This is a genomic window from Metapseudomonas resinovorans, from assembly GCF_002003485.1.
Classification (GTDB): Bacteria; Pseudomonadota; Gammaproteobacteria; order Pseudomonadales; family Pseudomonadaceae; genus Metapseudomonas; species Metapseudomonas resinovorans_D.
Genome location: NZ_BDMA01000085.1, coordinates 38891 through 62744, shown reverse-complemented (window position 1 = coordinate 62744; position 23854 = coordinate 38891). Strand labels below are relative to the sequence as shown.

Sequence of the window (23854 nt, the reverse complement as noted above, 5' to 3'; positions counted from 1 at the left end):
CGTTCCTATAGTCGGTGCTTTTCAAGCTGTGCACACACATGGGCCATGGGCCCGAAAGGCCGCATATTCTAAGGATTATGCGGCCGATTGCAAATCTCTTTTTGGCGGCTACCGATCGGCGGCCTGAGCTCACATCTTCGGCATGCCGCCGGGGAACATGCTGCCCATGCCGCGCATCATCTTGGCCATGCCACCTTTAGCGGTGACCTTCTTCATCATTTTCTGCATCTGCTTGTGCTGCTTGATGAGACGGCCGACGTCCTGCACCTGGGTGCCAGAGCCCAGCGCGATGCGGCGCTTGCGCGAGCCGCTGATCACTTCAGGATCGCGACGCTCCGCAGGCGTCATGGAGTTGATGATCGCCTCCATCTGCTTGAACTGCTTTTCTGCGGCGTTCTGCGCGTTGCCCATCTGCGCCAGGTTGACGCCACCGAGCATGGGCAGCTTGTCCATCAGGCCGCCGAGGCCGCCCATGTTCTTCATCTGTTGCAGCTGGTCACGGAAGTCTTCGAGGTCGAAGCCCTTGCCCTTCTTGATCTTCTTCGCGAGCTTCTCGGCCTTCTCGCGATCCATATTCTGCTCGGCCTGCTCGATCAGGCTGAGTACGTCACCCATGCCGAGGATGCGCGAGGCAACACGATCCGGGTGGAAGGGGTCGAGAGCTTCGGTCTTCTCGCCCATGCCGAGGAACTTGATCGGCTTGCCGGTGATGGCGCGTACCGAAAGCGCGGCACCGCCACGGGCGTCACCGTCGACCTTGGTCAGCACCACGCCGGTCAGCGGCAGGGCATCGTTGAAGGCCTTGGCGGTATTGGCAGCGTCCTGGCCAGTCATGGCATCGACCACGAACAGGGTTTCCACCGGCTTGATGGCGGCGTGAACCTGCTTGATCTCGTCCATCATCTCGGTGTCGACGTGCAGGCGACCCGCGGTGTCGACGATCACGACGTCGATGAACTTCAGCTTTGCTTCCTGGATCGCCGCCTGGGCAATCGCCACCGGCTTCTGGCTGGTGTCGGAGGGGAAGAAGGTGACGTCGATGTCGTTGGCCAGGGTTTCCAGCTGCTTGATGGCCGCCGGGCGGTAAACGTCCGCGGAAACCACCAGCACCGTTTTCTTCTTGCGCTCCTTGAGGAAGCGCGCCAGCTTGCCCACCGTGGTGGTCTTGCCCGCACCCTGCAGGCCCGCCATCAGGATGACCGCCGGAGGTGCCGAGTTCAGCGCCAGGTCCTCGTTGGCGGCGCCCATCAGCTCGACCAGTTCGGCCTGGACGATCTTCACAAAGGCCTGGCCTGGGGTCAGGCTCTTGGAAACCTCGGTACCGACCGCTCGATCCTTGATCTTGGCGACGAAGTCTTTCACCACCGGGAGGGCGACGTCGGCTTCGAGCAGGGCCATGCGCACCTCGCGCAGGGTGTCCTTGATGTTGTCCTCGGTCAGCTTGGCCTTGCCGGTGACATGGCGCAGCGTCTGTGAGAGGCGGTCGGTTAGGTTTTCAAACATGCGCGTTCCTTTCGGGCTCTCATGAGCCCCGGCTGAGCTTGCGGCAGGCGGCGGAGTATAACGAAGAGTCGGCGTCGCCGACACCGCCAGCGGTCTTTCACCGTCAAGCCTTGTATGCCACACTCACTGCCTTTCGGGCTTGCCTTACAAGGACTTATGCACCCTCTGCTGCCCAGCCTCCTGGCTACATTCCTCTATATGGGCACCACTGGCTATCAGGGCTTTCGCCTCAGCCAGCGCACCACGCCGGATAAACGCCTGCTGATCCTCGGCAGCGGCCTGGCCCTGCTCGCCCATTGCACTGCTCTCTTCTTCCAGCTCCTGACCCCTGCCGGGCTCTACCTGGACTTCTTCAACGCTGCCAGCCTGATCGCCGCCGCGGTGATCCTGCTGACCATAGTGGCGGTTGCACGGATTCCCATCGAGAACCTGCTGCTCCTGCTGTTACCGCTCGGCGCCCTGACGGTGCTTGCGGCGGCGCTGGTACCGGGCGGCACGTCCCAGGCCATCAATGAGCAGCCAGGCATCCTCGCGCATATCCTGCTGTCGATCCTGGCCTACGGCCTGCTGACCATGGCGGTTTTCCAGGCCCTGCTGCTGTTGCTGCAGGACCATCAGCTCAAGCACAAGCACCCTTCCGGGCTGATCAAGAACTTCCCCGCCCTGCAAACCATGGAAAGCCTGCTGTTCGGTTTCCTGAGTGCCGGCTGGTGCCTGCTGTCGCTGTCGCTGATCTCCGGCTGGGTGTTCGTGGACAACCTGTTCGCCCAGCACCTGGCGCACAAGACCATCCTGTCCTGCATCGCCTGGGTCGTGTTCGGCGTGCTGCTGTGGGGCCGCCACCAGCTCGGCTGGCGCGGGCACAAGGCCATTCGCTGGACCCTGGCGGGCTTTTGCCTGTTGATGCTGGCGTATTTCGGCAGCAAGCTGGTCCGCGAATTCATCCTCCACGTCTGACGATCCCATGCACGGACTGCTCGCCGGCCTTCTCCTTGGAATCACCCTCTCCCTGGTAGCCGGCGCGGTGGTCGCCTGGCTGACCACACGCCGTCACCATGGCGTGGAGATCCAGCCGCAGTCACGCTTGCCAGTGGCGGTGACCGAAGCCCTGCAACAGGTCACCATCAGCTCCATCATGATTCCCCGCAGCGAGATCCAGGGGATCGACCTGGACGCTTCGCAGGACGAACTCCTCGCCCAGCTGCAGAACGCCACCCACACTCGCCTGCCGCTGTACCGCGAAGACATCAACCAGATCGAAGGCATCCTCCATCTGCGCCAGCTGCCGCGCCTGCTGACCGAAGGTCCGACCACCGCCGAGCAGCTGATGGCAGTGAGCCGCGAGACCTATTTCGTCCCGGAAAGCACGCCGCTACTGACGCAACTGGTGAACTTCCAGAAGCAGAAGCGCCGCCTTGGCATCGTGGTCGACGAGTACGGCGACGTGGTGGGCCTGGTCAGCCTGGAAGACATCTTCCAGGAGCTGGTGGGTGAGTTCGGCAGCCTGGAAGACTTCGCTCCCAACCCGGGCATCCAGTCCCGCGAGGACGGCCGCTATGAGCTGGACGGATCGCTACACCTGCGCGAACTCAACCGGGTGCTCGGCTGGCACCTGCCCTGTGATGGGCCGAAGACCCTCAATGGCCTGATCACCGAAGCCCTGGAACAAATTCCCGACTCCAGCGTGTGCCTGAAGGTCGGCCCTTATCGCCTGGAAATTCTCCAATCCGGCGAAAACCGCGTGCAGCGCGTGCTCGCCTGGCGCGCCGGGCTTACGCCGAAGGCCTGATCGCCACCATACGCTGGCCGTTCCAAGCCCGAAGAAAAGCGCGATAGCCGCCCCGGCCTCATGCGCTCAGATCGAGCGCCAGATCTTCCGTCTCCAGGGTCGACTGAACCGATGCGATGAACCAGTCCGCCAGCGACTCGCCCCAGACGCGATAGCCAAGTGGAGACGGATGGTAGCCATCCAGCGCCAGGAACTCCGGGCGCATCTCCAGGCGGGTGGCACAGCAGGCAATACCCTCACGCTCCGCCAGCGCCCGTAGTTGGCTATCCAGCAAGCTGGCGCGCCAGCCGAGCAACTGGCGCAACAGCCAGGGCAATGCAGTGAAATGCTGCAGCGGCGGCACGCCGGCCAGCGCGACCTGCGCACCACGCCCGACGAAATGCTGCGCCATTCCCTTCAGGGCCTCCTGCCAACTGCGGCTGGAGCTGAAATGGGTGGTGTCGTTGACGCCAAAGACCAGCAGCACCAGGTCGACAGGTTCATCCGCTACCTGCGGCAGCAGCCGCTCCAGGGCCTCGCCCGCCGTGATGCCGTTCTCGCCGCAGGCACGCCAGGCCACGGGGCGCCGCAGGCGCATGGCCAGGGCCGAGGCCAGTTGGCCGGCCAGGGCGAAGTCCAGGCAGGAAGCGCCGACTCCGGCAACGGTGGATTCACCAATCAATAGAAGTCGCAGGGGCTCGCCTTCCAGTTCGCTCCCTGCAAGCCCCCGCTCCGGCCCGGCGGCGGGCGCCAGGCGCAGTGCGGTACGGCGGGTATGCATGGCCATGGGCAGTGCCAGGGGTAGCAGCGGCAGCGCGGCAACCCACCAGCACCACGTGGCCAGGCGCATCACAGCTTGACGTCGACCGCCTGCGCGGAACGGGTCGCCTTGGCCCGCGCCAGATCGGTGGACTCGTCCCGCGCCAGGGCAACACCCATACGGCGCTGACCATCCACTTCCGGTTTGCCGAACAGACGCAGCGCGGTATCCGGCTCGCTGAGCGCCGCGCCCAGGTTGCCGAAGCTGACCTGACTGGACGTGCCTTCCACCAGTATCACCGCCGAGGCGGACGGACCTGTCTGGCGGATGGCCGGGATCGGCAGGCCGAGGATGGCCCGTGCGTGCAGGGCGAATTCGGAGAGGTCCTGGGAAATCAGCGTCACCAGGCCGGTGTCGTGGGGACGCGGCGAAACCTCGCTGAACCACACCTGGTCGCCCTTGATGAACAGCTCCACGCCGAACAGACCGCGACCACCCAGAGCTTCGGTCACCGCGTGGGCGATGCGCTCAGACTCGGCCAAGGCCTTCGGATTCATGACCTGGGGCTGCCAGGATTCGTGGTAGTCACCCTTCACCTGGCGATGGCCGATGGGGGCGCAGAAGCTGGTACCGCCGATGTGGCGCACGGTGAGCAGGGTGATTTCGTAATCGAAGTCGATGAAGCCTTCGACGATGACCCGTCCCTTGCCGGCGCGACCGCCTTCCTGGGCGTAGTCCCAGGCGGCCTTCAGGTCGGCGTCGGACTTGAGCACCGACTGGCCCTTGCCAGAGGAACTCATGATCGGCTTGACGACGCAGGGGTAGCCGACGCTGGCCACCGCCGCGCTGTAGTCCTCGAAGGTATCGGCGAAATGATAGGGCGAGGTGGGCACGCCCAGTTCTTCGGCGGCAAGACGGCGGATACCTTCCCGGTTCATCGTCAGCTGGGCCGCGCGGGCGGTCGGCACCACGGTAAAGCCTTCGGCTTCCAGCTCCACCAGGGTCGCGGTGGCGATAGCCTCGATCTCCGGCACGATGTAATGCGGCTTCTCCTGCTCGATCACGGCGCGCAGGGCCGCACCGTCCAGCATGCTGATCACGTGGCTGCGATGCGCCACCTGCATGGCCGGGGCGTCGGCGTAGCGGTCGACGGCGATCACTTCACAGCCGAGGCGCTGCAGTTCGATCACCACCTCCTTGCCGAGCTCGCCGGAGCCGCACAGCAGTACACGGGTCGCGCTGGGCGACAAGGGGGTTCCAATACGGGGCATGTCGTTTCCTCGGGGAGTCAAGAAGCCTGGGACGGAGAGCTGATGAACAGGCCGCTGGCCTTGGCGCGTTCGAAACATCGAGCCAGGACTTCGCGGCGTTCGGCGTTGTCCATGCGGCCCCAGCGGGTGATTTCGTCGGCGGTGCGCTGGCAACCACCGCAGATGTCGTGGTCGTCCAGCACGCAGACCTGCACGCAGGGCGAGCGGACGGGGCGTTCGGCGTCCATCAGTCGTCCTGCTCGGCCAAGTCGCGGGCGTAGCGCTGGGCGTTGTGTACGTAGTGGGCGGCACTGGCTTCGAGCATCTTCTTCTGTTGCTCGGTCAGCTCACGCACCACCTTGCCGGGAGAGCCCATGACCAATGAGCCGTCGGGAATCTCCTTGCCTTCGGGGATCAGTGCATTGGCGCCGATGATGCAGTACTTGCCGATCTTCGCGCCGTTGAGCACCACGGCATTGATGCCGATGAGGCTGAAGTCACCCACCGAGCAGCCGTGCAGCATGGCGTTGTGGCCGATGGTGACGGAGTGGCCGATGTTCAGCGGATAGCCCATGTCGGTATGCATCACGGTGCCGTCCTGGACGTTGCTGTTCTCACCGATGTGGATCAGCTCGTTATCGCCGCGCAGTACGGCGCCGAACCAGACGCTGGCACCGGCATCCAGGCGCACCTTGCCCACCAGGGTGGCAGTGGGGGCGGTCCAGCTGTCGGGATGGGTTTCGACCTGGGCGGTTCCAAGGCGGTATTTCATCAGGCGCTCCTCGAACGGGGCTTATTTGAGTTTTATGAAGCTCGCGGGGGCGCGGGTCATGTCGATGCCGGCGTCATAGACCAGGTTGACCAGCTCGATGACCATGATCGCCGTCAGGCCCCAGATCTTGTATTCGCCGTACTGATAACTGGGGACGTACCAGCTGCGGCCGAGGTAATCGATGCGGTGGGTCACTTGCCGCGGATCGTCGCGGAAGAACGCCAGCGGCACGCTGAAGACCGAGTCGATCTCGCCATCGTTGGCCTTGTACTGGACGAAGTCCGGGACCAGCCCGACATACGGCGTGACCTTGATGCCATGGCGGGAAACCAGAGTGCTCAACGGGCCGATGACTTCCACCAACCCTGGTGGCAGACCCACTTCTTCCTCCGCTTCGCGCAGTGCAGTCTGGATCAGGTCCGCATCCTCGGGGTCGCGACGACCACCGGGAAAGGCCACCTCGCCGCCGTGGGTGGACAGGCCACTGGCGCGCAGGGTCAGGACAAGCTCGGGCTCGTCGCTGCGCGTGATGGGCACCAGCACCGCCGCTTCAGGGAAGTCGTGATCGGTTTCCAGGGTTCTCGGGGAGTAGCTCTGCACACGACGGAGCAGGTCATCCAGCATGGATTTTCTCGTTGTTCTCGACTGCCGGGCATCATGGCATGAACGTCGGGACCGCCCAAGTCCCACGCCGACAGGTCGCACCATTCACCACCTTTGGTTTGCCCGGTACCCCGCTTGCCGTGCGACACCGTGCCGCGCCAAGATGAGCGCCTGCCCCTGAGGATCCACGATGAAATACTGCAGCCAGTGCGGCGGCCCGGTCGCCCAGCGCATCCCCGACGGAGACAACCGCCTGCGCTACGTGTGCGACAGCTGCCACACGATCCACTACCAGAACCCACGTATCGTCGCCGGCTGCCTGCCGGTTTGGGGCGAGCAGGTGCTGCTCTGCCGCCGCGCCATCGATCCGCGCAAGGGCTACTGGACCCTGCCCGCCGGCTTCATGGAAAACGGCGAGACGATGGAACAGGCCGCCACCCGCGAAACACTTGAAGAAGCCTGCGCGCGGGTACGCAATCTCAACCTCTATACGCTGTTCGACCTGCCGCACATCAGTCAGGTGTACACCTTCTTCCGCGCCGAGCTGGTGGATCTGGACTTCGCCGCCGGTGACGAAAGCCTGGAGGTGCGTCTGTTCCACGAGCGGGATATTCCCTGGTCGGAGCTGGCTTTCCCGACCGTGGGCCGTACCTTAGAATGCTACTTCGCCGACCGCGCCGGGCAGGTCTTCCCGGTGCGCAACGAGCCACTCGCTCCGTTGCTGGCCTACTACAAAAAAGCCTGACCACTAATCTGCTGACTTGAACACTGTGGGGTTGCTGTGCCGATGCGCTGGTTGCTAGTCGTACTTTCCATGAGCCTTGCCGCTCTCGCCCAGGCGAGCACCACGCCGACGATGGCTGATAAATCCATCGACAAGGTCCTGGTGGTGAAATCGGAGCGCAAACTATTGCTGATGAATCGCGGCGACATTCTCAAGTCGTACCGCATCTCGCTTGGCAAGCAACCGCTTGGCCCGAAGCTGCGCGAAGGGGACCAGCGCACCCCAGAAGGCTACTACTGGATCGACTGGCGCAAGACCAGCGACAAGTTCAACCTGTCCATGCACATCTCCTACCCCAACGCCCGCGACGCAGCGAAGGCCCGGGACAAGGGGGTGACGCCGGGCGGCATGATCATGATTCACGGTACACCGCTGGATGAGGAATACCCTGAATGGTATTTCCACAGCCTGGACTGGACTGAAGGCTGCATCGCCATGAAGAACACGGACATGCGCGAAATATGGAGCCTCGTGAAGGACGGGACGCTGATCGAAATCCGTCCCTGAACCGATCTACTGCGAAAAAGGCGCCATCTGGCGCCTTTTTCATTTTTCTTGCAGGAGTCAGGAAAAACCTGACGCGGGCTGGAAGCTTTTTTCAGGCAGACTCAGGCCGAGGCGGCCAAAGGGCGAAAGCTGAAATAGAAACGCAGGGCGTCAATCAAGTCGGCGTATTCCGACGGAGGCGCCACCAGCGAGAAGCCGGAATCGTAGTGGCCAGGCGTCACATCCTCGTGGCACCACTGGCAGGTGGCGTAGAAATCGATGAAGTGCAGCTGCCCATCCTTGCCCGGAATTTTCAACTGCATATCGAAGCGCGCGCCCACCAGCATGGGCAGCTGGCTGATCAACATCAGGCCGTCCATGGAAACATTGCCCAGGTAACCCATGGGCTTGTCGGTGATTCGATTGAACACCTTCAGGTAATAAGGCAGCTGATGGCGTTCGATATGGCGCTTGGTAGGCATGATATCAAATCGCTATTGGTGGCACTTCAGTATGAACTCGTTGTAACCCCAGACCAACCTTCAATTGCAATCGCGGGAGATGCTCTCGCCAAGCTTGCGACGGTAGGTATCGATCTGTTCATCAGTGTAGTACTGGCGCTCGCCACGCTCGTCGAGCCGGTAGAACGGTCCGCCGTGATTCAAATTGTCCTGCTGCGAACGCAACCTGCTGCACACCTTCTGTTGCCGCGCCCGCGCCTCCGTGGCCCGATCAGCTGCGGCAGCCTGTTCCTGGCGGCGCGCATCGAAGACTTTCTCAGTGCGCGCTTCGCGTTCACGAGTCGCCTGGTCGCGCTCAATCACCTGGGGCTTCACCGAGACCGGCTCGGCACCCTCCCTGGGTGTCTCGCTGAAATGCACCTGTCCTTGGGCATCAGTCCAGCGATAGATCTCTGCACCGGCAATGGCCGGAACCAGCAACAGACAGCACAGCAGGTGGCGCATTCCAGCGTTCCTCGGATTGACGCTCAGCTTAGCCCCGGCCGGGCCCAGCTCAAGCTGGCAACGACCGACGGCCGGGTTACGGGTCAGAGCGGTGCGACGCTGGCCTTGGCAGAACTGCCGGTGAGGCGGCCGAGCTGCTGCAGGGTCTCCAGGCGGGCCTTGGCCCGGTAGGCGTACTCGCTGGCGGGATAGCGGGCAATGATGAACTGGTAGGTCTGCGCCGCATCGACGAACAGGCTCTGGCGTTCCAGGCACTGGCCACGAAGCAAGGAGATTTCCGGCTGCAGGTACTGGCGGGAGCGGCTCTTGCGCTCGGCCTTGGACAGTTCGAGCATCACGTCTTCGCAATTCCCCCTCTCATAGGAGCGATAGGCGTTGTTCAGGTGATGATCGAGGGACCAGCGGGTGCAACCGCCCACGGCCGCCAGCAGGGTCAGGATGATCAGGGTTCGCATGGATAATTCCTCCGTCCCACGGGATATCGGCGGGGAGCGCCGCTTCTTCAGGCCGCTGGGCGAACGAGCAGTGCAAAGCATAACCTCCGATTGGTCCTGCTGGCGCGCCCCTCGGATGGCAAGCGGCCACTGCTAGACTGCGGACGTCGCCCAAGCACTCGGTCCCGCCATGCATTCCACGCGCCCCGCCCTCCTCGCCCTGTGCCTGCTGCTGGGCGCCTGTTCGCCCACCACCCCGCTGTTCATTGCCCAGGTCACCACCAACGAAGTGGTGGAGTACAAGACCATGAAGAGCAAGCGAATGGCCGCGGCGGTGGAAGAAGAAGGCGATCTGCTGACCTACAGCGCCATGGCCATCCGCGACGCGAAGAGCCCCGAGGCGGAAGAGCTGTATCTGGTTGGCTACCGCGACGACAAGTTCAGCGACGACGTTCGCGCCATCACCCTGTACCAGATCGGCCTCATCTACATGAGCCGCTACAACGAACAACGGGACGATGCCAAGGCATTGAGCTACCTGGAACGGGTCCTCGACGAGTTTCCCAGCAGCCGCGCGGCCCAGCGCGCTGAAGCGCGCATCCTGGTCATCCGCCAACGCGCCGGGGAGCCGGTGCAGAAGAGCTCCCGCGAACTCCTCGCCACCTGGCAGCCGAGCAACAACCTGGACCTCTACAAGCCGGGACTGGACCCGGACATGACCCTGCTTTCGCGTCGCGCCGTACTCAAGGACCGCGTGGCCGAAGCCGAAGAGCTCTACCTGCTGGCGCTGTCCGATGCTCACGTACAGCCGGACATCAAGGAGAAGGCGCTCTATCAGCTGGGATTGATGTACCTGGCGCCGGACAATCCCCACGCCAGTCGCGACAAGGCGATCGGCTATTTCCGTCGGCTGCTGGTGCAGTTTCCCAATAGCGACCTGGCCAACAAGGCTTCTCGCCACCTCGACCAGGCCCTCAACCAGAACCGCCCCTAGCACCGGCCAGCGCCCCACCTGAAACAATTCAGCGGGTAGTGCACAGGAACAATGACTACAGTTTTCTCGCGTAGTAGCCTCGCGCTCTGCTTGAAAAATGGAGTCTTCGCATGCCTTTCCGCCGTACCAAAATCGTCGCAACCCTCGGCCCGGCCAGCAACTCCCCGGAGGTTTTGGAGCAACTGATCATCGCGGGCCTGAACGTCGCCCGCCTGAACTTCTCCCATGGCAGCCCCGAGGAACACAAGGCGCGCGCCCGCCTGGTCCGCGAACTGGCCGCCAAGCATGGCCGCTTCGTCGCCCTGCTCGGCGACCTGCAAGGCCCGAAGATCCGCATCGCCAAGTTCGCCAACAAACGCATCGAACTGAAGGAAGGCGACAGCTTCCGCTTCTCCGTCACCCATCCGCGTGACGCCGGCACCCAGGAAGTGGTGGGCATCGACTACCCGGACCTGATCAAGGACTGCGGCGTCGGCGACGAGCTGCTGCTGGACGACGGTCGCGTGGTGATGCGCGTCGACGCCAGCACCGCTGACGAGCTGCACTGCACCGTGCTGATCGGCGGCCCGCTGTCCGACCACAAGGGCATCAACCGTCGCGGCGGCGGCCTGACCGCGCCGGCGCTGACCGCCAAGGACAAGGCCGATATCAAACTAGCTGCGGAAATGGACCTGGACTACCTGGCCGTTTCCTTCCCCCGCGATGCCGCCGATATGGAACTGGCCCGCCGCCTGCGCGACGAAGCCGGTGGCAAGGCCTGGCTGGTGGCCAAGATCGAACGCGCCGAAGCGGTAGCTGACGACGAGGCCCTGGACGGCCTGATCCGCGCCAGCGACGCCGTCATGGTGGCCCGTGGCGACCTCGGCGTGGAAATCGGCGACGCCGAACTGGTGGGCATCCAGAAGAAAATCATCCTGCACGCCCGCCGCTACAACAAAGCCGTGATCACCGCGACCCAGATGATGGAGTCGATGATCCACAGCCCGATGCCGACCCGCGCCGAAGTCTCGGACGTAGCCAACGCCGTGCTCGACTACACCGACGCCGTGATGCTGTCGGCCGAAAGCGCCGCCGGCGAATACCCGGTCGAGGCCGTACAGGCCATGGCGCGCATCTGCCAGGGCGCCGAGAAACACCCGGACACCCGCCGCTCTCACCACCGCGTCGGCCAGACCTTCGACCGCTGCGACGAGAGCATCGCCCTGGCGTCGATGTACACCGCCAACCATTTCCCGGGCATCAAGGCCATCATCTGCCTGACCGAAAGCGGCTACACCCCGCTGATCATGTCGCGCATCCGTTCCTCGGTGCCGATCTTCGCCTACTCGCCGCACCGCGAAACCCAGGCCCGCGTGGCACTGTTCCGTGGCGTGGAGACCATCCCCTTCGACGCCGCCGCGCTGCCGCCGGAGAAAGTCAGCCAGATGGCCGTGGACGAACTGCTGCAACGCGGCGTGGTGACCAAGGGCGACTGGGTGATCCTGACCAAGGGTGACAGCTACACCACCCAGGGCGGCACCAACACCATGAAGATCCTCCACGTCGGCGACCTGCTGGTCTGACCTGGCCTGGAACGAAAAAGCCGCCCTTCGGGGCGGCTTTTTATTTGGCGTTCCCTGTAGGGGCGAATTCATTCGCCAAGCAGGCCGAAGGTCTGCCCTGAGAAGCCGAAGGGGGCAGCCGAGCTGCCCTTGGCGAATAAATTCGCCCCTACAGCATCTATTCCCCTACAGCGGTTCGAGCAGCCTCAAACAAACTTCGAAAAATCCGGCTTGCGACGCTGGGTGAAGGCCGACAGCGCTTCGACCGCCTCAGGCGAACGCAGGCGCTGGCTGAACAGTTCGCCCTCTTCCGAGATCACCCGACGCAATTCCTCGCGGCCCGGTGCCTGCATCAGGCGCTTGCTCGCGATCAGGGCCGAAGGCGCCAGGTCGAGGAATCGCAGCGCGGCCTCGCGAGCGCGGGCCAGGGTCGCAGCACCATTTTCCAGGGCAGCGTTGGCGATGCCCCAGTTGGCAGCCTGCTCACCGGTGAAACCTTCGCCCAACAGCAGCAGCTCAGCCGCCTTCGCATGACCGAGCAGGCGCGGCAGGATCAGGCTGGAACCGAACTCGGGGCACAGGCCAAGGCTGACGAACGGCATCTTCAGCTTCGCATCGCAGCTCACGAAGACCAGATCGCAGTGCAGCAGCAGGGTAGTGCCGATCCCTACCGCCGGACCACTTACCGCCGCCACCACCGGCTTGGGAAAGTCGAACAGCGCGCGCATGAACTGGAACACCGGGCTGTCCATCCCGCTCGGCGGTTCCTGCAGAAAGTCCACAATGTCGTTGCCGCTGGTGAAGCACTCTTCGCTGCCGGTGATCAGCACTGCCCGTACGCCAGCGTCGTCCCGCGCGGCATCCAGCACTTCGGCCATGCCGCTGTACATGGCGCGGGTCAGGGCGTTCTTCTTGTCCGGGCGGTTCATGCGCAGCGTCAGCAGGCCCTGCTCGCGCTCGACCAGAATGTGCTCGCTCATGGCAACTCCTCGATTGGTGTTGGCCCGCGGCTCAGGTTTCGCGGGTCAGGAAAGTATCGGCCAGCAGCTGATTACGGGGCAGGCCGGCCAGATAAAGCCGGCGCGCGAACTCTTCGACGCTGGCGGGGTGGCCGCAGAGTAAGGCGATGGTTTGCCGCGAAACAAGACGGAATTGCGCCAAAACCTCTGGCAACTCGGCCGGCGTGATCAGTTGGACGACAAGCCCGGAATGGGTTGCAGCCAGCTCGGCGAGGGATTTGGCCAGATAATGTCCGCCGGCGTCATGGGCCAGATGAATGATGCGGATGGGGCCCTGATGATGATTCCGCAGCGCTTCCCGCAGCAGCCCCCAAAGCGGCGCCAGTCCGGTGCCTGCGGCAAGGAACAACAGCGGCCGGGTGTCCCAGGCCGGTTCATAGTGCAGCGCGCCGCCATGCAGCTCGCCCAGGCGCAGCCTGTCGCCCGGAACCAGACGCCGGGCCCTGTCGCTGAACAGTCCAGGCTTGCGGCAATCCAGGTGGAATTCGAGGAAGTCATCGAAACCTGGCAGGCTGGCCAGGGAATAAGGCCGGGCGACGCCCTCGTCATTCCACAGCAGGAGGTGCTGGCCGGCGCTGTAACGCAGTGGCCGCGATGGCACGAGTCGCAGGCGCAGGACATCCGGGCCCGGCCAGTCGACGCTAACGACTTCGGCTTCCACGCCATCGCGCGCCGGGTCGAACACCTCGACTACCAGGTCCTGCACCACCAGGCACTGGCAGGACAACCGCCAACCCTCGGCACGCTGGACGCTGTCCAGCGCTTCGGGCCGGGCATCCGCTGGTTCACCGGACAGGCAGCGCACCAGGCAGGCGTGGCAACTGCCGGCGCGACAACTGAAAGGCACGTTGCAGCCGCCGGCGTTCAGGGCGTCCAGCAGGTTGCTAGCGGGGGCTACGTTCCAACGTTTTCCGGCAACTTCGAGTTCAGGCACCCAGGCCCTCCCAGGCGGCATCGCAACGGTTACGTCCGCCGCGCTTCGCCCGATAGAGTGCCTGATCAGCACGCTGCAACGCATCATCCAGATCATCGCCGGCCGTCAGCAAAGTCATGCCCGCCGACAGGCTCAACCGTTCCACCTGCACGCCCACCGGCTCAGCCTGCTCGAAGGCCTGACGCAGGCGCTCGCAGCAGGCGGTCAGGCGGTCCGCATCGCAGTTGGGCAGCAGCAGGACGAACTCCTCGCCACCGTAGCGTGCCAACACGTCGCCATCGCGCAGGCAGGCCCGCGCCACGGCGGCGAAGGTCTGCAGCACCCGGTCACCGGCGGCGTGGCCGTGAACATCATTGATGCGTTTGAAATGGTCGAGGTCGATCAGTGCCAGTCCGTGCTGGCGGTTCGACGTCAGACTGTCCAGTTCGCGGCTGGCCAGGCGCAGGAAATGACGGCGGTTGAACAGCCCGGTCAGTTCGTCGGTGGCGACCAGGTCCTCCAGCTGGCGCATCATTCCACGCAGGGTGTCCTGGTGCGCCTGCAGGGCGAAGCGGCGTTGACGCATGCGCTGGCGCAGCGCCTGGACATAACTGGCGAACAGGCTCAGCCAGACCATCAGCACGAACAGCACGCAAACCTGCAGCAGCGCCAGGGCCGGATCGGCCAATTGCATCTGGTAGGCCTCGTACAGGTTGAGACCCGCGAACGCGAAGAAGCCGATTGCTGCGCAACGGGCGAAGACCCTGGGCTTCAGCTGGAACACGCCGAACATCATGATCAGCACGTAGACGGTCAACAGGGTGCCCCGCGCGTTGTCGACCATGGACATCAGCCAGGTGCTCCAGACCAGTGCGAGCAGCACCTGGGGTTCCGTCAGGCTGGGGTCGGAGAAACGCAGGTTGTGTCCGCTGAGGAACAGCCAGAACAGCGCGAGCTGGGACGAGGCGACAAGGCCGGTGCCGATCAGGGCGGTGTTCGGAGAAACCCGGAACAAGCCACCGATCATCGCAACCCAGCACAAGAGCAGGACCATCGAGTAGGTAGCCACAGCCATTCCGAAGCGCTTCAGCAGCAGACTCTGCAAGGCTCTATGGCTGACCCGCTGGCTGGATGGGCTCATGGGGCTCCTTCCCGTAATGGCACCATGCCTTCAATGTACGCCTGTGATCACAAATTTCCTAGCCTGTAGGATGTGTCCGACAACCGACCAAGGTCGACTACCGGCGACTGTGCCCGACTAGCGCCACGCGCTATACTGCCGCGCCTTTTTTAGCCTCGCGCGCCGGGTCGTGGTCCGGCGCTTCCCTGATGTTCCCTCCAAGAGGAGCGCCCACATGACCGTGATCAAGCAAGATGATCTGATCCAGAGTGTCGCCGACGCCCTGCAGTTCATCTCCTACTACCATCCCGTGGATTTCATCCAGGCCATGCATGAGGCCTATCTGCGTGAAGAATCGCCCGCCGCGCGCGATTCCATGGCGCAGATCCTGATCAACTCGCGCATGTGCGCCACCGGCCACCGCCCGATCTGCCAGGACACCGGTATCGTCACCGTGTTCGTCCGCGTCGGCATGGACGTGCGCTGGGATGGCGCCACCATGAGCGTGGACGACATGATCAACGAGGGCGTGCGTCGCGCCTACAACCTGCCGGAGAACGTCCTGCGCGCCTCCATCCTGGCCGACCCGGCGGGCGCCCGTAAGAACACCAAGGACAACACCCCGGCGGTCATCCACTACTCCATCGTTCCCGGCAACACCGTGGAAGTGGACGTGGCGGCCAAGGGCGGCGGCTCCGAGAACAAGTCGAAGATGGCCATGCTCAACCCGTCCGACTCCATCGTCGACTGGGTACTGAAGACCGTCCCGACCATGGGCGCCGGCTGGTGCCCGCCGGGCATGCTCGGCATCGGCATCGGCGGTACCGCCGAGAAGGCCGCGGTGATGGCGAAGGAAGTCCTGATGGACGAAATCGACATCCACGAGCTGAAGGCCCGCGGTCCGCAGAACAAGATCGAGGAAATGCGCCTCGAGCTGTTCGAGAAGGTCAACCAGCTGGGCATCGGCGCCCAGGGCCTGGGCGGCCTGACCACCGTGCTCGACGTGAAGATCATGGACTACCCGACCCACGCCGCCTCGCTGCCGGTCTGCATGATCCCCAACTGCGCCGCTACCCGTCACGCCCACTTCGTGCTCGACGGCTCCGGCCCGGCTGAACTGGAAGCCCCGCCGCTGGACGCCTACCCGGAAATCGTCTGGGAAGCCGGCCCGTCCGCGCGCCGCGTCGACCTCGACACGATCACCCCGGAAGAAGTGCAGAGCTGGAAGCCGGGCGAGACCATCCTGCTCAACGGCAAGATGCTCACCGGCCGCGACGCTGCGCACAAGCGCATGGTCGACATGCTGAACAAGGGCGAAGAGCTGCCGGTGGACCTGAAAGGCCGCTTCATCTACTACGTCGGCCCGGTCGATCCGGTTGGCGACGAAGTGGTTGGCCCGGCTGGCCCGACCACCGCGACCCGTATGGACAAGTTCACTCGCCAGATTCTCGAGCAGACTGGCCTGCTGGGCATGATCGGCAAGTCCGAGCGTGGTCCGATCGCGATCGATGCGATCAAGGACAACAAGGCCGTCTACCTGATGGCCGTCGGCGGTGCCGCCTACCTGGTGGCCCAGGCGATCAAGAAGTCCAAGGTCCTGGCCTTCGCCGAACTCGGTATGGAAGCCATCTACGAGTTCGACGTGAAGGACATGCCGGTCACCGTCGCCGTCGACACCAACGGCGAGTCGGTACACATCACCGGCCCGGCAATCTGGCAACAGAAGATCGCCGAGAACCTGGCGGTGGAAGTGAAGTAAGCCTTCATCGCCCCATGAAAAAGCCCGGCCATGTGCCGGGCTTTTTCATATTGCGCCTTTGCGCTGGTGCCCTAAAGCGTTGTCTGGCCGAACTGCTCCGGCCAATCCCGCCGGGTGAACACCTGACCATCGGTACGCACCCGGCGCACCTCGTCCAAGTCGAGGTCGCAGATCAGCCACTGGCTGGTGGACGGGCAGAGTTCGGGGCTTTCGGCGATCACGCCGTCGCTGGGCATGCCGTAGTCCGGCGGCACGTAGAGGCCGGCGCGGCCGATATTCTCGTCCAGCGCGGGCGACCACGGCGCCAGGCCAACGGTAGGTGACTGTAGGACAGCGACCTGGTTCTCCAGGGCGCGTGCCTGGGCACCGATGCGCACGCGGTTGTAGCCGGCTTCGGTGTCGGTGCAACTGGGGGCGAGGATCAAGTCGACGCCGCCTTCGGCCAAGGTACGCGCCAGCATGGGGAATTCGTTGTCGTAGCAGATCAGGATGCCCAATCGCCCCAGGGCCGTGTCGAACACCTTCAGCCCCTCCCCCGCCGCGATGCCCCACTCCTCGCGCTCGAAGCGGGTCATGATCAGCTTGTCCTGATAGCCCAGTTCGCCACCCGGCCCGAACAGCCAGGCGCGGTTGCGGAATCGCCCATCGGCATCCCGCACCGGCAGGCTGCCGGGTTGCAGGTAGACACCGAGCTTCGCGGCGATGCCGGCACAAAGTGCGCGCCAATCCTGCAGGAGGGGCTGGATGCCGACGATGGATGTCTGCAGGTCCCCTCGCTCGTGCGGCGGCAACTGACCGGCCAGCACCAGGCCGGCGTACTCGGGCAGCACCAGCAGCTTTGCGCCGGTTGCAGCCGCCTCGGCACACAGCCCCTCCAGGTGACCGGCGTAGGCCTCCCAGCTCTCATGCAGTTCGATGGCGTACTGGCAGGCGGCGATCCTGATCATGGGGTGAGTTCCTTGAGCCAGAAGGACATGGGTTTGGCCGACTCGGTGTCTTCGTCCAGGTCGCGCCAGTGGTATTCGGTGCGCAGCTCCGGATGGTGGCGATAGCCACGTCGCGCCCAGAACGCATTGAGAGGCTGGTAGCCCGGCGGCCGTCGTGGATGAGTGGCCGGTCGCTCCACCGCGCAGAAGGCGCAATGCGCGAAACGCCCAAGACGCCGTGCGTAAGCCTCGCGCTCGGCGAAAAAGCGCACGCCCAGCCCAGTGCCCCGGTACTCCGCCTGCAGCACCGACTCGCCAAAGTAGAAGATGCGCTGCGGGTCCCAACCCTGCTCTCGGAACGGCCGCTGGAATGCTTCGGTTTCATCCGCCATTGGCAGACCGGTGGAAGCACCCACCACACGTTCGCCATCCAGGGCCAGGACGAACAGGCTTTCCGCCGATTTGGCATAGGTGGCGAGGTAGCGCGCTTCATACTCCAGCGTGCCGTCGTAGAGATAGGGAAACTCGCGGAACACCGTCAGGCGAAGGCGTGCGAGGTCATCAATGTGAGGCGCGATGGCGGCGCCCTGGAGAAGTCGGATCTGCATCGGATCGGTCGTTCTGGGGAAGTGGATGACGCCCCTGGCTAAGTCGGGCTCCGGTCAGGAACCTATCATGCCGGACACGGACCGAATGACCCCATTGCGACAGGAACCCAACCATGACCGCTACCGAACTGGTGCAAGCCTATTACGACGCCTTCAACGCCGGCGACATGCCAGCCTTCCTCGCCCTGCTCAGCGAGGATGTGGTGCACGACATCAACCAGGGCGAACGCCAGCAGGGCAAGGCGGCGTTCGCGGCGTTCATGGACAAGATGAACCGCTGCTACAAGGAGCGGCTGTCGGACATCGTGGTCATGCAGAGCGCCGACGGCAGCCGCGCCGCCGCCGAGTTCGTGGTGTACGGCCAGTACCTGTCCAACGATGAGGGTCTGCCGCCAGCCAATGGCCAGACCTATGTGCTGCCGGCCGGGGCTTTCTTCCACATCCACTGCGGCAAGATCGCCCGCGTGACGAACTACTACAACCTCAACGACTGGCTCGAACAGGTCTGCTGAAATCAGCCTGCTGCGCGTCGGCGATACGGCGTTATAAACAGCCTCGAAATGCTCATTTACAGTCGTAAACTCGCGTGCGAGCCCAGTCCGCTTTCTCGGCTGTTTATGCCTTGTCTCGCTCTAGCTCGCGAGGCTGTGAAGATATGCGTTAAATGTTCACCCGCGCCTTCGGCAGCTCGACAACCGTGGCGCGGCGCTGGGCCAGGTAGCGGGTGCAGCTCACCCGCAGGAAAGAGGCGAAGTTGACCACCTCGCCGCGGTACTCCATCACTTCGTCGTAGAGCTTGGTGATGAGCTGGTTGGTGGTCATGCCATCCACCTCGGCGATCTCCCGCAGGATGTCCCAGAACTGGTTCTCCAGCCGCAGCGTGGTCACCACCCCGCGAATGCGCAGCGAGCGCGAGCGGGACTCGTAGAGGATGGGATCGGCCTTGACGTACAGCTCGCACATGGCGTGCCTCCAGGTTCGTGGTGTGGCGCGTAGGCGTAGGGTGGATCGCGCTTCATCGATCCACCATCGGGGCCAGGCCTGACCTCGATGGCGCAATCAGATTGCGGTTTCCACCGTGTCAGAGTTCGATCTTCGTCCCGAGCAACTTGAGGAACGCCGCCAGCCACGCAGGATGCGCCGGCCAAGCCGGGGCGGTGACCAGGTTGCCCTGCGTGTGTGCGGCATCGACCGGGATATCCACATACTGGCCACCCGCAAGCCTGACTTCCGGACCGCAGGCCGGATAAGCACTGCACTCGCGCCCTTCCAGCACGCCGGCAGCCGCCAGCAACTGGGCACCGTGGCAAACGGCGGCAATGGGTTTGCCAGCCTTGTCGAAGGCCTTCACCAGCTCCAGCACGGTGGCGTTCAGGCGCAGGTACTCCGGCGCGCGGCCGCCCGGGATCAGCAGGGCGTCGTAGTCCTCTGCCTTGACCTTGGCGAAGTCGAAGTTGAGGGCGAAGTTGTGACCCGGTTTCTCGCTGTAGGTCTGGTCGCCTTCGAAATCATGAATGGCGGTACGCACGCTCTGGCCGGCTATCTTGTCCGGGCACACGGCGTGCACGGTGTGACCGACCATCAGCAGGGCCTGGAACGGCACCATGGTTTCGTAGTCTTCGGCGTAGTCGCCGACCAGCATCAGAATCTTCTTCGCGGCCATTTCGCATCCTCCTGGATTGGAAGCCCTGAGGCTTCAAAGGTAGCCAATTATCCGCGCCGTCCTTCGATCGCGGGTAATAGACCCCTACTACAGGCGTGCCGAATGTCAGATGCCGATCTTGTCCAGCGCCTGGCCCACGCCCCGCCAGAACCCTTCCTGCGGACGCACCATCTCGCCGCTGGCGGCGATCCGCTCGCTCGGCTGCACCTGGCGCGTAGCGGTGATTTCCTGGCTGCCCAGGGACTCCTCCACCAGTTGCAGCGGCCCATTGCCCGCACCGGGCTGGTCGCTGTTCTTCGGCGGCGGGTCCAGTTCGTCATAACGCAGGTAGTACGTACGCCCGCCCGCCGCGTCCAGGACGAATGACGTGATGAGGGTGAAGTCCAGCGGGCCATCGGCGAACAGGGTCCAGTAGCTGCCGAACAACGGACGGCGCATTTCCAGCTTGTAGCTGGCGGTATCGAACTCCAGCACCAGATAACCGTTGCTCGGCAGGCTGCCGATCAGTTCGTTGTTGAGGAAGAGGCCCGGCGCTTCCAGTTCCTGGTCGGCCCATTGGCTTTGCGGCCGGTACAGGTAGACCAGCGCGTGCTCCGCATCACTCGGTGCGACGGCCTGGAATGCCGGCCCCTGGGTTGCACCGAAGAACGCACCGGGGGTGGAACAACCGCCCAGCACGGCGCAAAGCAGCAGGATCGGCAGGTATCGGCGGCCCATGCAGCCACTCCCTCTTGTTGTAGTGGAGCAAGCCTAGCCCGGCATCTGTCCGCAGGCACCCGACGAAAGTGCGGCGCCCCGCTAACGGCGCCGATCGAGCAGGTTCACCACCAGGCGGTCCAGCCAGCCCCAGAGCCGCTGGCGCAGGCGTTTGACCAGGGGCCGGGCATGCCAGTCGTCCATGGTGATCTCGCGGCTATCAGCGAAATCCTGGCGCATGCAGGCATCGACTGCCTGGGTGAAACTCAGGTCCAGCGCCTCGACGTTGGCCTCCAGGTTGAAGCGCAGGTTCCAGTGGTCGAAGTTGCAGGAACCGACGCTGACCCAGTCATCGGCGAGCGCCATTTTCAGGTGCAGGAAGCGCTTCTGGTACTCGAATATCCGCACCCCGGCACGCAGCAGGCGCGGGTAGTAACGCTGGCCGGCGAAGCGAATCGGCGGGTGGTCGGTGTGACGGCTGGTGAGCAGCAGGCGCACCTCGACACCCTGTCGTGCGGCCTTGATCAGGGCACGGCGAACCTTCCAGCTCGGCAGGAAGTAGGGCGTCGCCAGCCACACGCGATTGCGCGCCGTGCGAATGCTGCGCACCAGTGACTGGACGATGTCGCGATGTTGACTGGCATCGGCGTAGGCCAGGCGCCCAAGCCCTTCGCCTACCGCCGGATAGGGCGGCAGGTGCGCCAGGCCCGGCGCCTCTCCCGATTTCCATGGGCGGCGGCCGAGGTTGGCCAGCCACTGGTAGTCGAAGATCAGTTGCCAGTGCGCCACCAGCGGCCCTTCGATGGCCACCATCACCTCGTGCCAGCGGCTGTTTTCCTGGGCCGGGTCCCAGAATTCGTCGGTTGCCCCGGTGCCGCCCACGAAGGCCAGGCGATCATCCACCACGAGTATCTTGCGATGGTCGCGATACAGGTTTCTGAAGCCACTTCGCCAGCGCAGCGGGTTGTAGAACTGCAGCAGCACGCCGGCATCGTTGAGCCGATCACGAAGCGCGCGGCCAAGTTTCAGGCTGCCGAAATCATCGAACAGGCAACGCACGCGTACGCCGCGCACGGCGGCGACGCACAGTGCATCCACCAGCGCCTCGCTGCAGCGACCGTCTTCCACCAGATACAGCTCCAACGCAACCTGGTACTCGGCCCGGGCAATGGCGGTGAGCATGGTCGGAAAGAACTGCGGGCCGTCAATCAGCAACTCGAGGCGGTTGCCGGACTTCCAGGGGAAGATCTGCCCCATCAGCGCTCCGTGAAGATCAGCACGGCACCTACCGGCACCGACAGGCTGATGCCCGGCAGGCCGGCGAGCTTGCGCAGCTCATCGAGTGCACTGGTCAGGCCGAAGTCTTCCACCTGAAGCACCAGCGGCGCCAGGGTCACCACTTGGAAGCGATGGTCGTCCAGGCGGGTGGCCAGGAGCTCCGCGCGGTATTGCTGCTGCTTGTCGCGAATCTTCACGGTGAGCGGCAGGCCCAGCTCCAATTGTGCACCGGGCGCCAGGTCGGTGATCGGACGCAGGTCCAGCTGGGCGCTGACTTCGGCCTCGGGGTACTTGGCGATGTCGAAGAACTGATCACGAAGGCGCTGATCGCGCAGCGGCACTCCGGTGCTGACCGATTCGAGTTCGATGCGCAGGTGGGCCTTGCCATCCTTGCCGATCTTGCCGTGCAGGGTGAGGAAGCGGTGCACCTCGGAGATGCTGCCGGCCTTGGTGGAGATGAAGGATATCCGCGACGACTCGTTGTCCAGGTACCAGCTTGCGTGAACCGGCAGCGCCAGCGCGGCGAGCAGGGCAATGAGTGGGCGTATCGATTTGTGCATGCAGGCTTCCTTTGGCATGTCGCTGACGGCCGGAAGACTTCGGCCGGACTCCATTGGTCACACGAATCGCCGCCGGGTTCCCCCTGGGGCGGTCCCGACGGACGGACAATGGGTGCAAAGCTACCAGAGGATGCAGGGATGTGGGTGTCAGCTTGGCTCCGAGATAACTGTAGGGGCGAATTCATTCGCCAGGCAGGCCGAAGGACTGCACTCTGGCAAACCCTATCGGGACCGCTACGCAGTCCTTGGAGAATAAATTCGCCCCTACAAGATCCCTGCCCCATTCCAGAGGCGCCTGTAACGGCCACGTTGGGCCTCGCAGGCTCGGACCAACCTACGGGGCCGCTGCGCGGCCCTTGGCGAATGAATTCGCCCCTACAAGGCCGGTTGTGCGGTTACAGGCGCGGGTAGTCGATGTAGCCCACCGGGCCCTTGGCGTAGAAGAGTTCCGGGCGCGGTTCGTTCAGCGGTGCGTCCAGGCGCAGGCGCTCGGGCAGGTCGGGGTTGGCGATGAAGGGAACGCCAAAGGCCACGGCATCGGCCTTGCCGCTTTCCAGCCAGGCAGCGGCGCTATCCCGGGTAAAGCGCTCGTTGGCGATGAACACACCACCGAAGGCTTCCTTCAGCGCGGGCGTCAGGCTGTCCTCGCCTTCCTTCTCGCGAGCGCAGAGGAAGGCTACGCCACGATTGCCCAGTTCACGGGCGACATAGCCGAAGGTGCCGGCCAGATCGGAATCGCCCATGTCATGCAGATCGGCACGCGGCGACAGGTGCACGCCTACACGGCCAGCGCCCCACACCTTGATCGCGGCATCGGTGACTTCCAGCAGCAGGCGGGCACGGTTCTCGATGGAGCCGCCGTACTGGTCGGTGCGCTTGTTGGTGCCGTCCTGGAGGAACTGGTCCAGCAGGTAACCGTTGGCAGCGTGGATTTCCACACCGTCGAAACCGGCGACCTGGGCGTTCTCGGCACCAATGCGGTAGGCCTCGACTATGTCGGCGATCTCTTCGGTTTCCAGGGCGCGCGGCACCTGATAGTCACGCAGCGGACGCAGCAGGCTGACGTGGCCCTTGGCGGCGATGGCGCTGGGCGCTACCGGGGCTTCACCGTCCAGGTAGCTCGGGTCGGAGATACGGCCAACGTGCCACAGCTGCAGGACGATCTTGCCGCCGTTGGCGTGCACCGCCTTGGTGATGTTGCTCCAGCCCTTCACCTGCTCGTCGGACCAGATGCCGGGGGTATCCGGGTAGCCGACGCCCAGGGGCGTGACGGAGGTGGCTTCGCTGATGATCAGCCCGGCGGACGCGCGCTGGGTGTAGTACTCGGCCATCAGGGCGTTGGGTACGCGGCCCTCGTCGGCGCGGCAGCGGGTCAGCGGCGCCATGATGATGCGGTTGGAAAGTTCCAGGTCGCCGATCTTGATCGGGTCGAAGAGCGTGGGCATGTCGTTT

27 protein-coding genes and 1 pseudogene are annotated in these 23854 nt (G+C 64.1%); 8 read left to right on the top strand and 20 right to left on the bottom strand.

All coding sequences use genetic code 11. The features are described 5' to 3' along the window. Window positions 1–129 precede the first annotated feature (129 nt). Complete coding sequence (gene ffh / locus MnOB_RS23480; RefSeq protein WP_077526758.1) at window positions 130–1503, bottom strand: signal recognition particle protein; 1374 nt, start codon at window positions 1501–1503, stop codon at window positions 130–132. A 156-nt stretch (window positions 1504–1659) separates the two neighbouring features. Between ffh and MnOB_RS23475 the strand changes: the two genes are divergently transcribed. Beyond that, window positions 1660–2460 carry a cytochrome C assembly family protein gene (locus MnOB_RS23475; RefSeq protein WP_077526757.1) on the top strand — a complete coding sequence of 267 codons (801 nt, stop codon included), beginning with the start codon at window positions 1660–1662 and terminating at the stop codon, window positions 2458–2460. Between the two features lie 151 nt (window positions 2461–2611). After that, window positions 2612–3292: pseudogene (locus MnOB_RS23470) on the top strand (transporter associated domain-containing protein); the annotation flags it as partial. A gap of 58 nt (window positions 3293–3350) precedes the next feature. Here MnOB_RS23470 and MnOB_RS23465 read toward each other — a convergent pair. Genes MnOB_RS23465 through MnOB_RS23445 form a run of 5 tightly spaced genes read right to left on the bottom strand, consistent with a single transcriptional unit; the run spans window position 3351 to window position 6677 of the window. Beyond that, window positions 3351–4124 carry an SGNH/GDSL hydrolase family protein gene (locus MnOB_RS23465; protein WP_077526754.1) on the bottom strand — a complete coding sequence of 258 codons (774 nt, stop codon included), beginning with the start codon at window positions 4122–4124 and terminating at the stop codon, window positions 3351–3353. Further along, the gene (gene purT / locus MnOB_RS23460; RefSeq protein ID WP_077526752.1) at window positions 4121–5302 is read right to left on the bottom strand and encodes a formate-dependent phosphoribosylglycinamide formyltransferase; all 1182 of its coding nucleotides are present in this window, start codon (window positions 5300–5302) and stop codon (window positions 4121–4123) included. Before purT ends, MnOB_RS23465 begins: the two co-directional genes overlap by 4 nt. Before the next feature lie 17 nt (window positions 5303–5319). Beyond that, window positions 5320–5529, bottom strand: a complete 210-nt coding sequence (locus MnOB_RS23455) for a DUF1289 domain-containing protein (protein WP_179060379.1) — start codon at window positions 5527–5529, stop codon at window positions 5320–5322. Beyond that, window positions 5529–6053, bottom strand: a complete 525-nt coding sequence (locus tag MnOB_RS23450; protein WP_077526748.1) for a gamma carbonic anhydrase family protein — start codon at window positions 6051–6053, stop codon at window positions 5529–5531. Before MnOB_RS23450 ends, MnOB_RS23455 begins: the two co-directional genes overlap by 1 nt. Before the next feature lie 21 nt (window positions 6054–6074). Continuing rightward, complete coding sequence (locus MnOB_RS23445; protein ID WP_077526746.1) at window positions 6075–6677, bottom strand: CoA pyrophosphatase; 603 nt, start codon at window positions 6675–6677, stop codon at window positions 6075–6077. Between the two features lie 169 nt (window positions 6678–6846). Between MnOB_RS23445 and MnOB_RS23440 the strand changes: the two genes are divergently transcribed. Then, window positions 6847–7401 carry an NUDIX hydrolase gene (locus tag MnOB_RS23440; protein ID WP_077526745.1) on the top strand — a complete coding sequence of 185 codons (555 nt, stop codon included), beginning with the start codon at window positions 6847–6849 and terminating at the stop codon, window positions 7399–7401. Window positions 7402–7443: 42 nt separating this feature from the next. After that, complete coding sequence (locus tag MnOB_RS23435) at window positions 7444–7947, top strand: L,D-transpeptidase family protein (protein ID WP_077526743.1); 504 nt, start codon at window positions 7444–7446, stop codon at window positions 7945–7947. 101 nt (window positions 7948–8048) lie between these two features. On the opposite strand, the gene MnOB_RS23430 is transcribed toward MnOB_RS23435, so the two are convergent. The 3 genes from MnOB_RS23430 to MnOB_RS23420 form a co-directional block, all read right to left on the bottom strand. Next, on the bottom strand, window positions 8049–8408 hold the full coding sequence (locus tag MnOB_RS23430) for a PilZ domain-containing protein (protein WP_077526741.1): 360 nt from the start codon (window positions 8406–8408) through the stop codon (window positions 8049–8051). 60 nt (window positions 8409–8468) lie between these two features. Then, on the bottom strand, window positions 8469–8891 hold the full coding sequence (locus MnOB_RS23425; protein ID WP_077526739.1) for a DUF4124 domain-containing protein: 423 nt from the start codon (window positions 8889–8891) through the stop codon (window positions 8469–8471). 83 nt (window positions 8892–8974) lie between these two features. Then, window positions 8975–9346 carry a tetratricopeptide repeat protein gene (locus MnOB_RS23420; protein WP_077526737.1) on the bottom strand — a complete coding sequence of 124 codons (372 nt, stop codon included), beginning with the start codon at window positions 9344–9346 and terminating at the stop codon, window positions 8975–8977. Window positions 9347–9515: 169 nt separating this feature from the next. Between MnOB_RS23420 and MnOB_RS23415 the strand changes: the two genes are divergently transcribed. Then, entirely contained in the window at window positions 9516–10319 is an 804-nt protein-coding gene (locus tag MnOB_RS23415; RefSeq protein WP_077526735.1) for a tetratricopeptide repeat protein, read from the top strand. Between the two features lie 110 nt (window positions 10320–10429). Then, on the top strand, window positions 10430–11881 hold the full coding sequence (gene pyk, locus MnOB_RS23410) for a pyruvate kinase (protein WP_077526733.1): 1452 nt from the start codon (window positions 10430–10432) through the stop codon (window positions 11879–11881). A gap of 185 nt (window positions 11882–12066) precedes the next feature. Here pyk and MnOB_RS23405 read toward each other — a convergent pair whose 3' ends face one another. From MnOB_RS23405 to MnOB_RS23395, 3 genes are read right to left on the bottom strand one after another with little or no spacing between them, the layout of a single operon-like run. Continuing rightward, window positions 12067–12840, bottom strand: coding sequence for an enoyl-CoA hydratase (locus MnOB_RS23405; RefSeq protein ID WP_077526731.1), 774 nt, complete (start codon window positions 12838–12840; stop codon window positions 12067–12069). 31 nt (window positions 12841–12871) lie between these two features. After that, on the bottom strand, window positions 12872–13813 hold the full coding sequence (locus tag MnOB_RS23400) for an iron-sulfur-binding ferredoxin reductase (protein ID WP_077526729.1): 942 nt from the start codon (window positions 13811–13813) through the stop codon (window positions 12872–12874). After that, window positions 13806–14933, bottom strand: a complete 1128-nt coding sequence (locus tag MnOB_RS23395) for a GGDEF domain-containing protein (RefSeq protein WP_077526727.1) — start codon at window positions 14931–14933, stop codon at window positions 13806–13808. Before MnOB_RS23395 ends, MnOB_RS23400 begins: the two co-directional genes overlap by 8 nt. 214 nt (window positions 14934–15147) lie before the next feature. Here MnOB_RS23395 and MnOB_RS23390 point away from each other — a divergent pair, with 214 nt between their 5' ends. After that, a complete protein-coding gene (locus tag MnOB_RS23390) occupies window positions 15148–16671 on the top strand; it encodes a fumarate hydratase (protein ID WP_077526725.1) in 1524 nt (507 codons plus the stop codon). Between the two features lie 71 nt (window positions 16672–16742). Here the strand turns inward: MnOB_RS23390 and MnOB_RS23385 are convergent, their stop codons facing one another. Next, a complete protein-coding gene (locus tag MnOB_RS23385; RefSeq protein WP_077526723.1) occupies window positions 16743–17618 on the bottom strand; it encodes a carbon-nitrogen hydrolase family protein in 876 nt (291 codons plus the stop codon). Beyond that, on the bottom strand, window positions 17615–18205 hold the full coding sequence (locus tag MnOB_RS23380) for a GNAT family N-acetyltransferase (RefSeq protein WP_077526721.1): 591 nt from the start codon (window positions 18203–18205) through the stop codon (window positions 17615–17617). The genes MnOB_RS23385 and MnOB_RS23380 overlap by 4 nt, the downstream gene beginning before the upstream one ends. A gap of 113 nt (window positions 18206–18318) precedes the next feature. Here MnOB_RS23380 and MnOB_RS23375 point away from each other — a divergent pair, with 113 nt between their 5' ends. Further along, complete coding sequence (locus MnOB_RS23375; RefSeq protein ID WP_077526720.1) at window positions 18319–18717, top strand: nuclear transport factor 2 family protein; 399 nt, start codon at window positions 18319–18321, stop codon at window positions 18715–18717. A 148-nt stretch (window positions 18718–18865) separates the two neighbouring features. Here MnOB_RS23375 and MnOB_RS23370 read toward each other — a convergent pair whose 3' ends face one another. The 6 genes from MnOB_RS23370 to MnOB_RS23345 form a co-directional block, all read right to left on the bottom strand. Continuing rightward, window positions 18866–19168 carry a ribbon-helix-helix domain-containing protein gene (locus tag MnOB_RS23370; RefSeq protein ID WP_077526719.1) on the bottom strand — a complete coding sequence of 101 codons (303 nt, stop codon included), beginning with the start codon at window positions 19166–19168 and terminating at the stop codon, window positions 18866–18868. Window positions 19169–19286: 118 nt separating this feature from the next. Beyond that, window positions 19287–19868 (bottom strand): DJ-1/PfpI family protein, encoded by a 582-nt coding sequence (locus MnOB_RS23365; protein ID WP_077526717.1) that lies wholly within the window; start codon window positions 19866–19868, stop codon window positions 19287–19289. 105 nt (window positions 19869–19973) lie between these two features. Then, entirely contained in the window at window positions 19974–20585 is a 612-nt protein-coding gene (locus MnOB_RS23360) for a DUF2846 domain-containing protein (protein WP_077526715.1), read from the bottom strand. 81 nt (window positions 20586–20666) lie between these two features. Continuing rightward, window positions 20667–21824 (bottom strand): phospholipase D-like domain-containing protein, encoded by a 1158-nt coding sequence (locus tag MnOB_RS23355; RefSeq protein WP_077526714.1) that lies wholly within the window; start codon window positions 21822–21824, stop codon window positions 20667–20669. Beyond that, complete coding sequence (locus tag MnOB_RS23350) at window positions 21821–22402, bottom strand: YceI family protein (protein ID WP_077526712.1); 582 nt, start codon at window positions 22400–22402, stop codon at window positions 21821–21823. Before MnOB_RS23350 ends, MnOB_RS23355 begins: the two co-directional genes overlap by 4 nt. Window positions 22403–22797: 395 nt before the next feature. Next, entirely contained in the window at window positions 22798–23847 is a 1050-nt protein-coding gene (locus MnOB_RS23345; RefSeq protein ID WP_077526710.1) for an alkene reductase, read from the bottom strand. Window positions 23848–23854: the final 7 nt, after the last annotated feature.

Bases quoted from the DNA above. Each gene is read 5' to 3' on its own strand.
- ffh (WP_077526758.1), bottom strand. From the start codon at position 1,503: ATGTTTGAAAACCTAACCGACCGCCTCTCACAGACGCTGCGCCATGTC.
- MnOB_RS23475 (WP_077526757.1), top strand. From the start codon at position 1,660: ATGCACCCTCTGCTGCCCAGCCTCCTGGCTACATTCCTCTATATGGGC.
- purT (WP_077526752.1), bottom strand. From the start codon at position 5,302: ATGCCCCGTATTGGAACCCCCTTGTCGCCCAGCGCGACCCGTGTACTG.
- MnOB_RS23455 (WP_179060379.1), bottom strand. From the start codon at position 5,529: ATGGACGCCGAACGCCCCGTCCGCTCGCCCTGCGTGCAGGTCTGCGTG.
- MnOB_RS23450 (WP_077526748.1), bottom strand. From the start codon at position 6,053: ATGAAATACCGCCTTGGAACCGCCCAGGTCGAAACCCATCCCGACAGC.
- MnOB_RS23445 (WP_077526746.1), bottom strand. From the start codon at position 6,677: ATGCTGGATGACCTGCTCCGTCGTGTGCAGAGCTACTCCCCGAGAACC.
- MnOB_RS23440 (WP_077526745.1), top strand. From the start codon at position 6,847: ATGAAATACTGCAGCCAGTGCGGCGGCCCGGTCGCCCAGCGCATCCCC.
- MnOB_RS23435 (WP_077526743.1), top strand. From the start codon at position 7,444: ATGCGCTGGTTGCTAGTCGTACTTTCCATGAGCCTTGCCGCTCTCGCC.
- MnOB_RS23430 (WP_077526741.1), bottom strand. From the start codon at position 8,408: ATGCCTACCAAGCGCCATATCGAACGCCATCAGCTGCCTTATTACCTG.
- MnOB_RS23425 (WP_077526739.1), bottom strand. From the start codon at position 8,891: ATGCGCCACCTGCTGTGCTGTCTGTTGCTGGTTCCGGCCATTGCCGGT.
- MnOB_RS23420 (WP_077526737.1), bottom strand. From the start codon at position 9,346: ATGCGAACCCTGATCATCCTGACCCTGCTGGCGGCCGTGGGCGGTTGC.
- MnOB_RS23415 (WP_077526735.1), top strand. From the start codon at position 9,516: ATGCATTCCACGCGCCCCGCCCTCCTCGCCCTGTGCCTGCTGCTGGGC.
- pyk (WP_077526733.1), top strand. From the start codon at position 10,430: ATGCCTTTCCGCCGTACCAAAATCGTCGCAACCCTCGGCCCGGCCAGC.
- MnOB_RS23405 (WP_077526731.1), bottom strand. From the start codon at position 12,840: ATGAGCGAGCACATTCTGGTCGAGCGCGAGCAGGGCCTGCTGACGCTG.
- MnOB_RS23395 (WP_077526727.1), bottom strand. From the start codon at position 14,933: ATGAGCCCATCCAGCCAGCGGGTCAGCCATAGAGCCTTGCAGAGTCTG.
- MnOB_RS23390 (WP_077526725.1), top strand. From the start codon at position 15,148: ATGACCGTGATCAAGCAAGATGATCTGATCCAGAGTGTCGCCGACGCC.
- MnOB_RS23385 (WP_077526723.1), bottom strand. From the start codon at position 17,618: ATGATCAGGATCGCCGCCTGCCAGTACGCCATCGAACTGCATGAGAGC.
- MnOB_RS23380 (WP_077526721.1), bottom strand. From the start codon at position 18,205: ATGCAGATCCGACTTCTCCAGGGCGCCGCCATCGCGCCTCACATTGAT.
- MnOB_RS23375 (WP_077526720.1), top strand. From the start codon at position 18,319: ATGACCGCTACCGAACTGGTGCAAGCCTATTACGACGCCTTCAACGCC.
- MnOB_RS23370 (WP_077526719.1), bottom strand. From the start codon at position 19,168: ATGTGCGAGCTGTACGTCAAGGCCGATCCCATCCTCTACGAGTCCCGC.
- MnOB_RS23365 (WP_077526717.1), bottom strand. From the start codon at position 19,868: ATGGCCGCGAAGAAGATTCTGATGCTGGTCGGCGACTACGCCGAAGAC.
- MnOB_RS23360 (WP_077526715.1), bottom strand. From the start codon at position 20,585: ATGGGCCGCCGATACCTGCCGATCCTGCTGCTTTGCGCCGTGCTGGGC.
- MnOB_RS23350 (WP_077526712.1), bottom strand. From the start codon at position 22,402: ATGCACAAATCGATACGCCCACTCATTGCCCTGCTCGCCGCGCTGGCG.
- MnOB_RS23345 (WP_077526710.1), bottom strand. From the start codon at position 23,847: ATGCCCACGCTCTTCGACCCGATCAAGATCGGCGACCTGGAACTTTCC.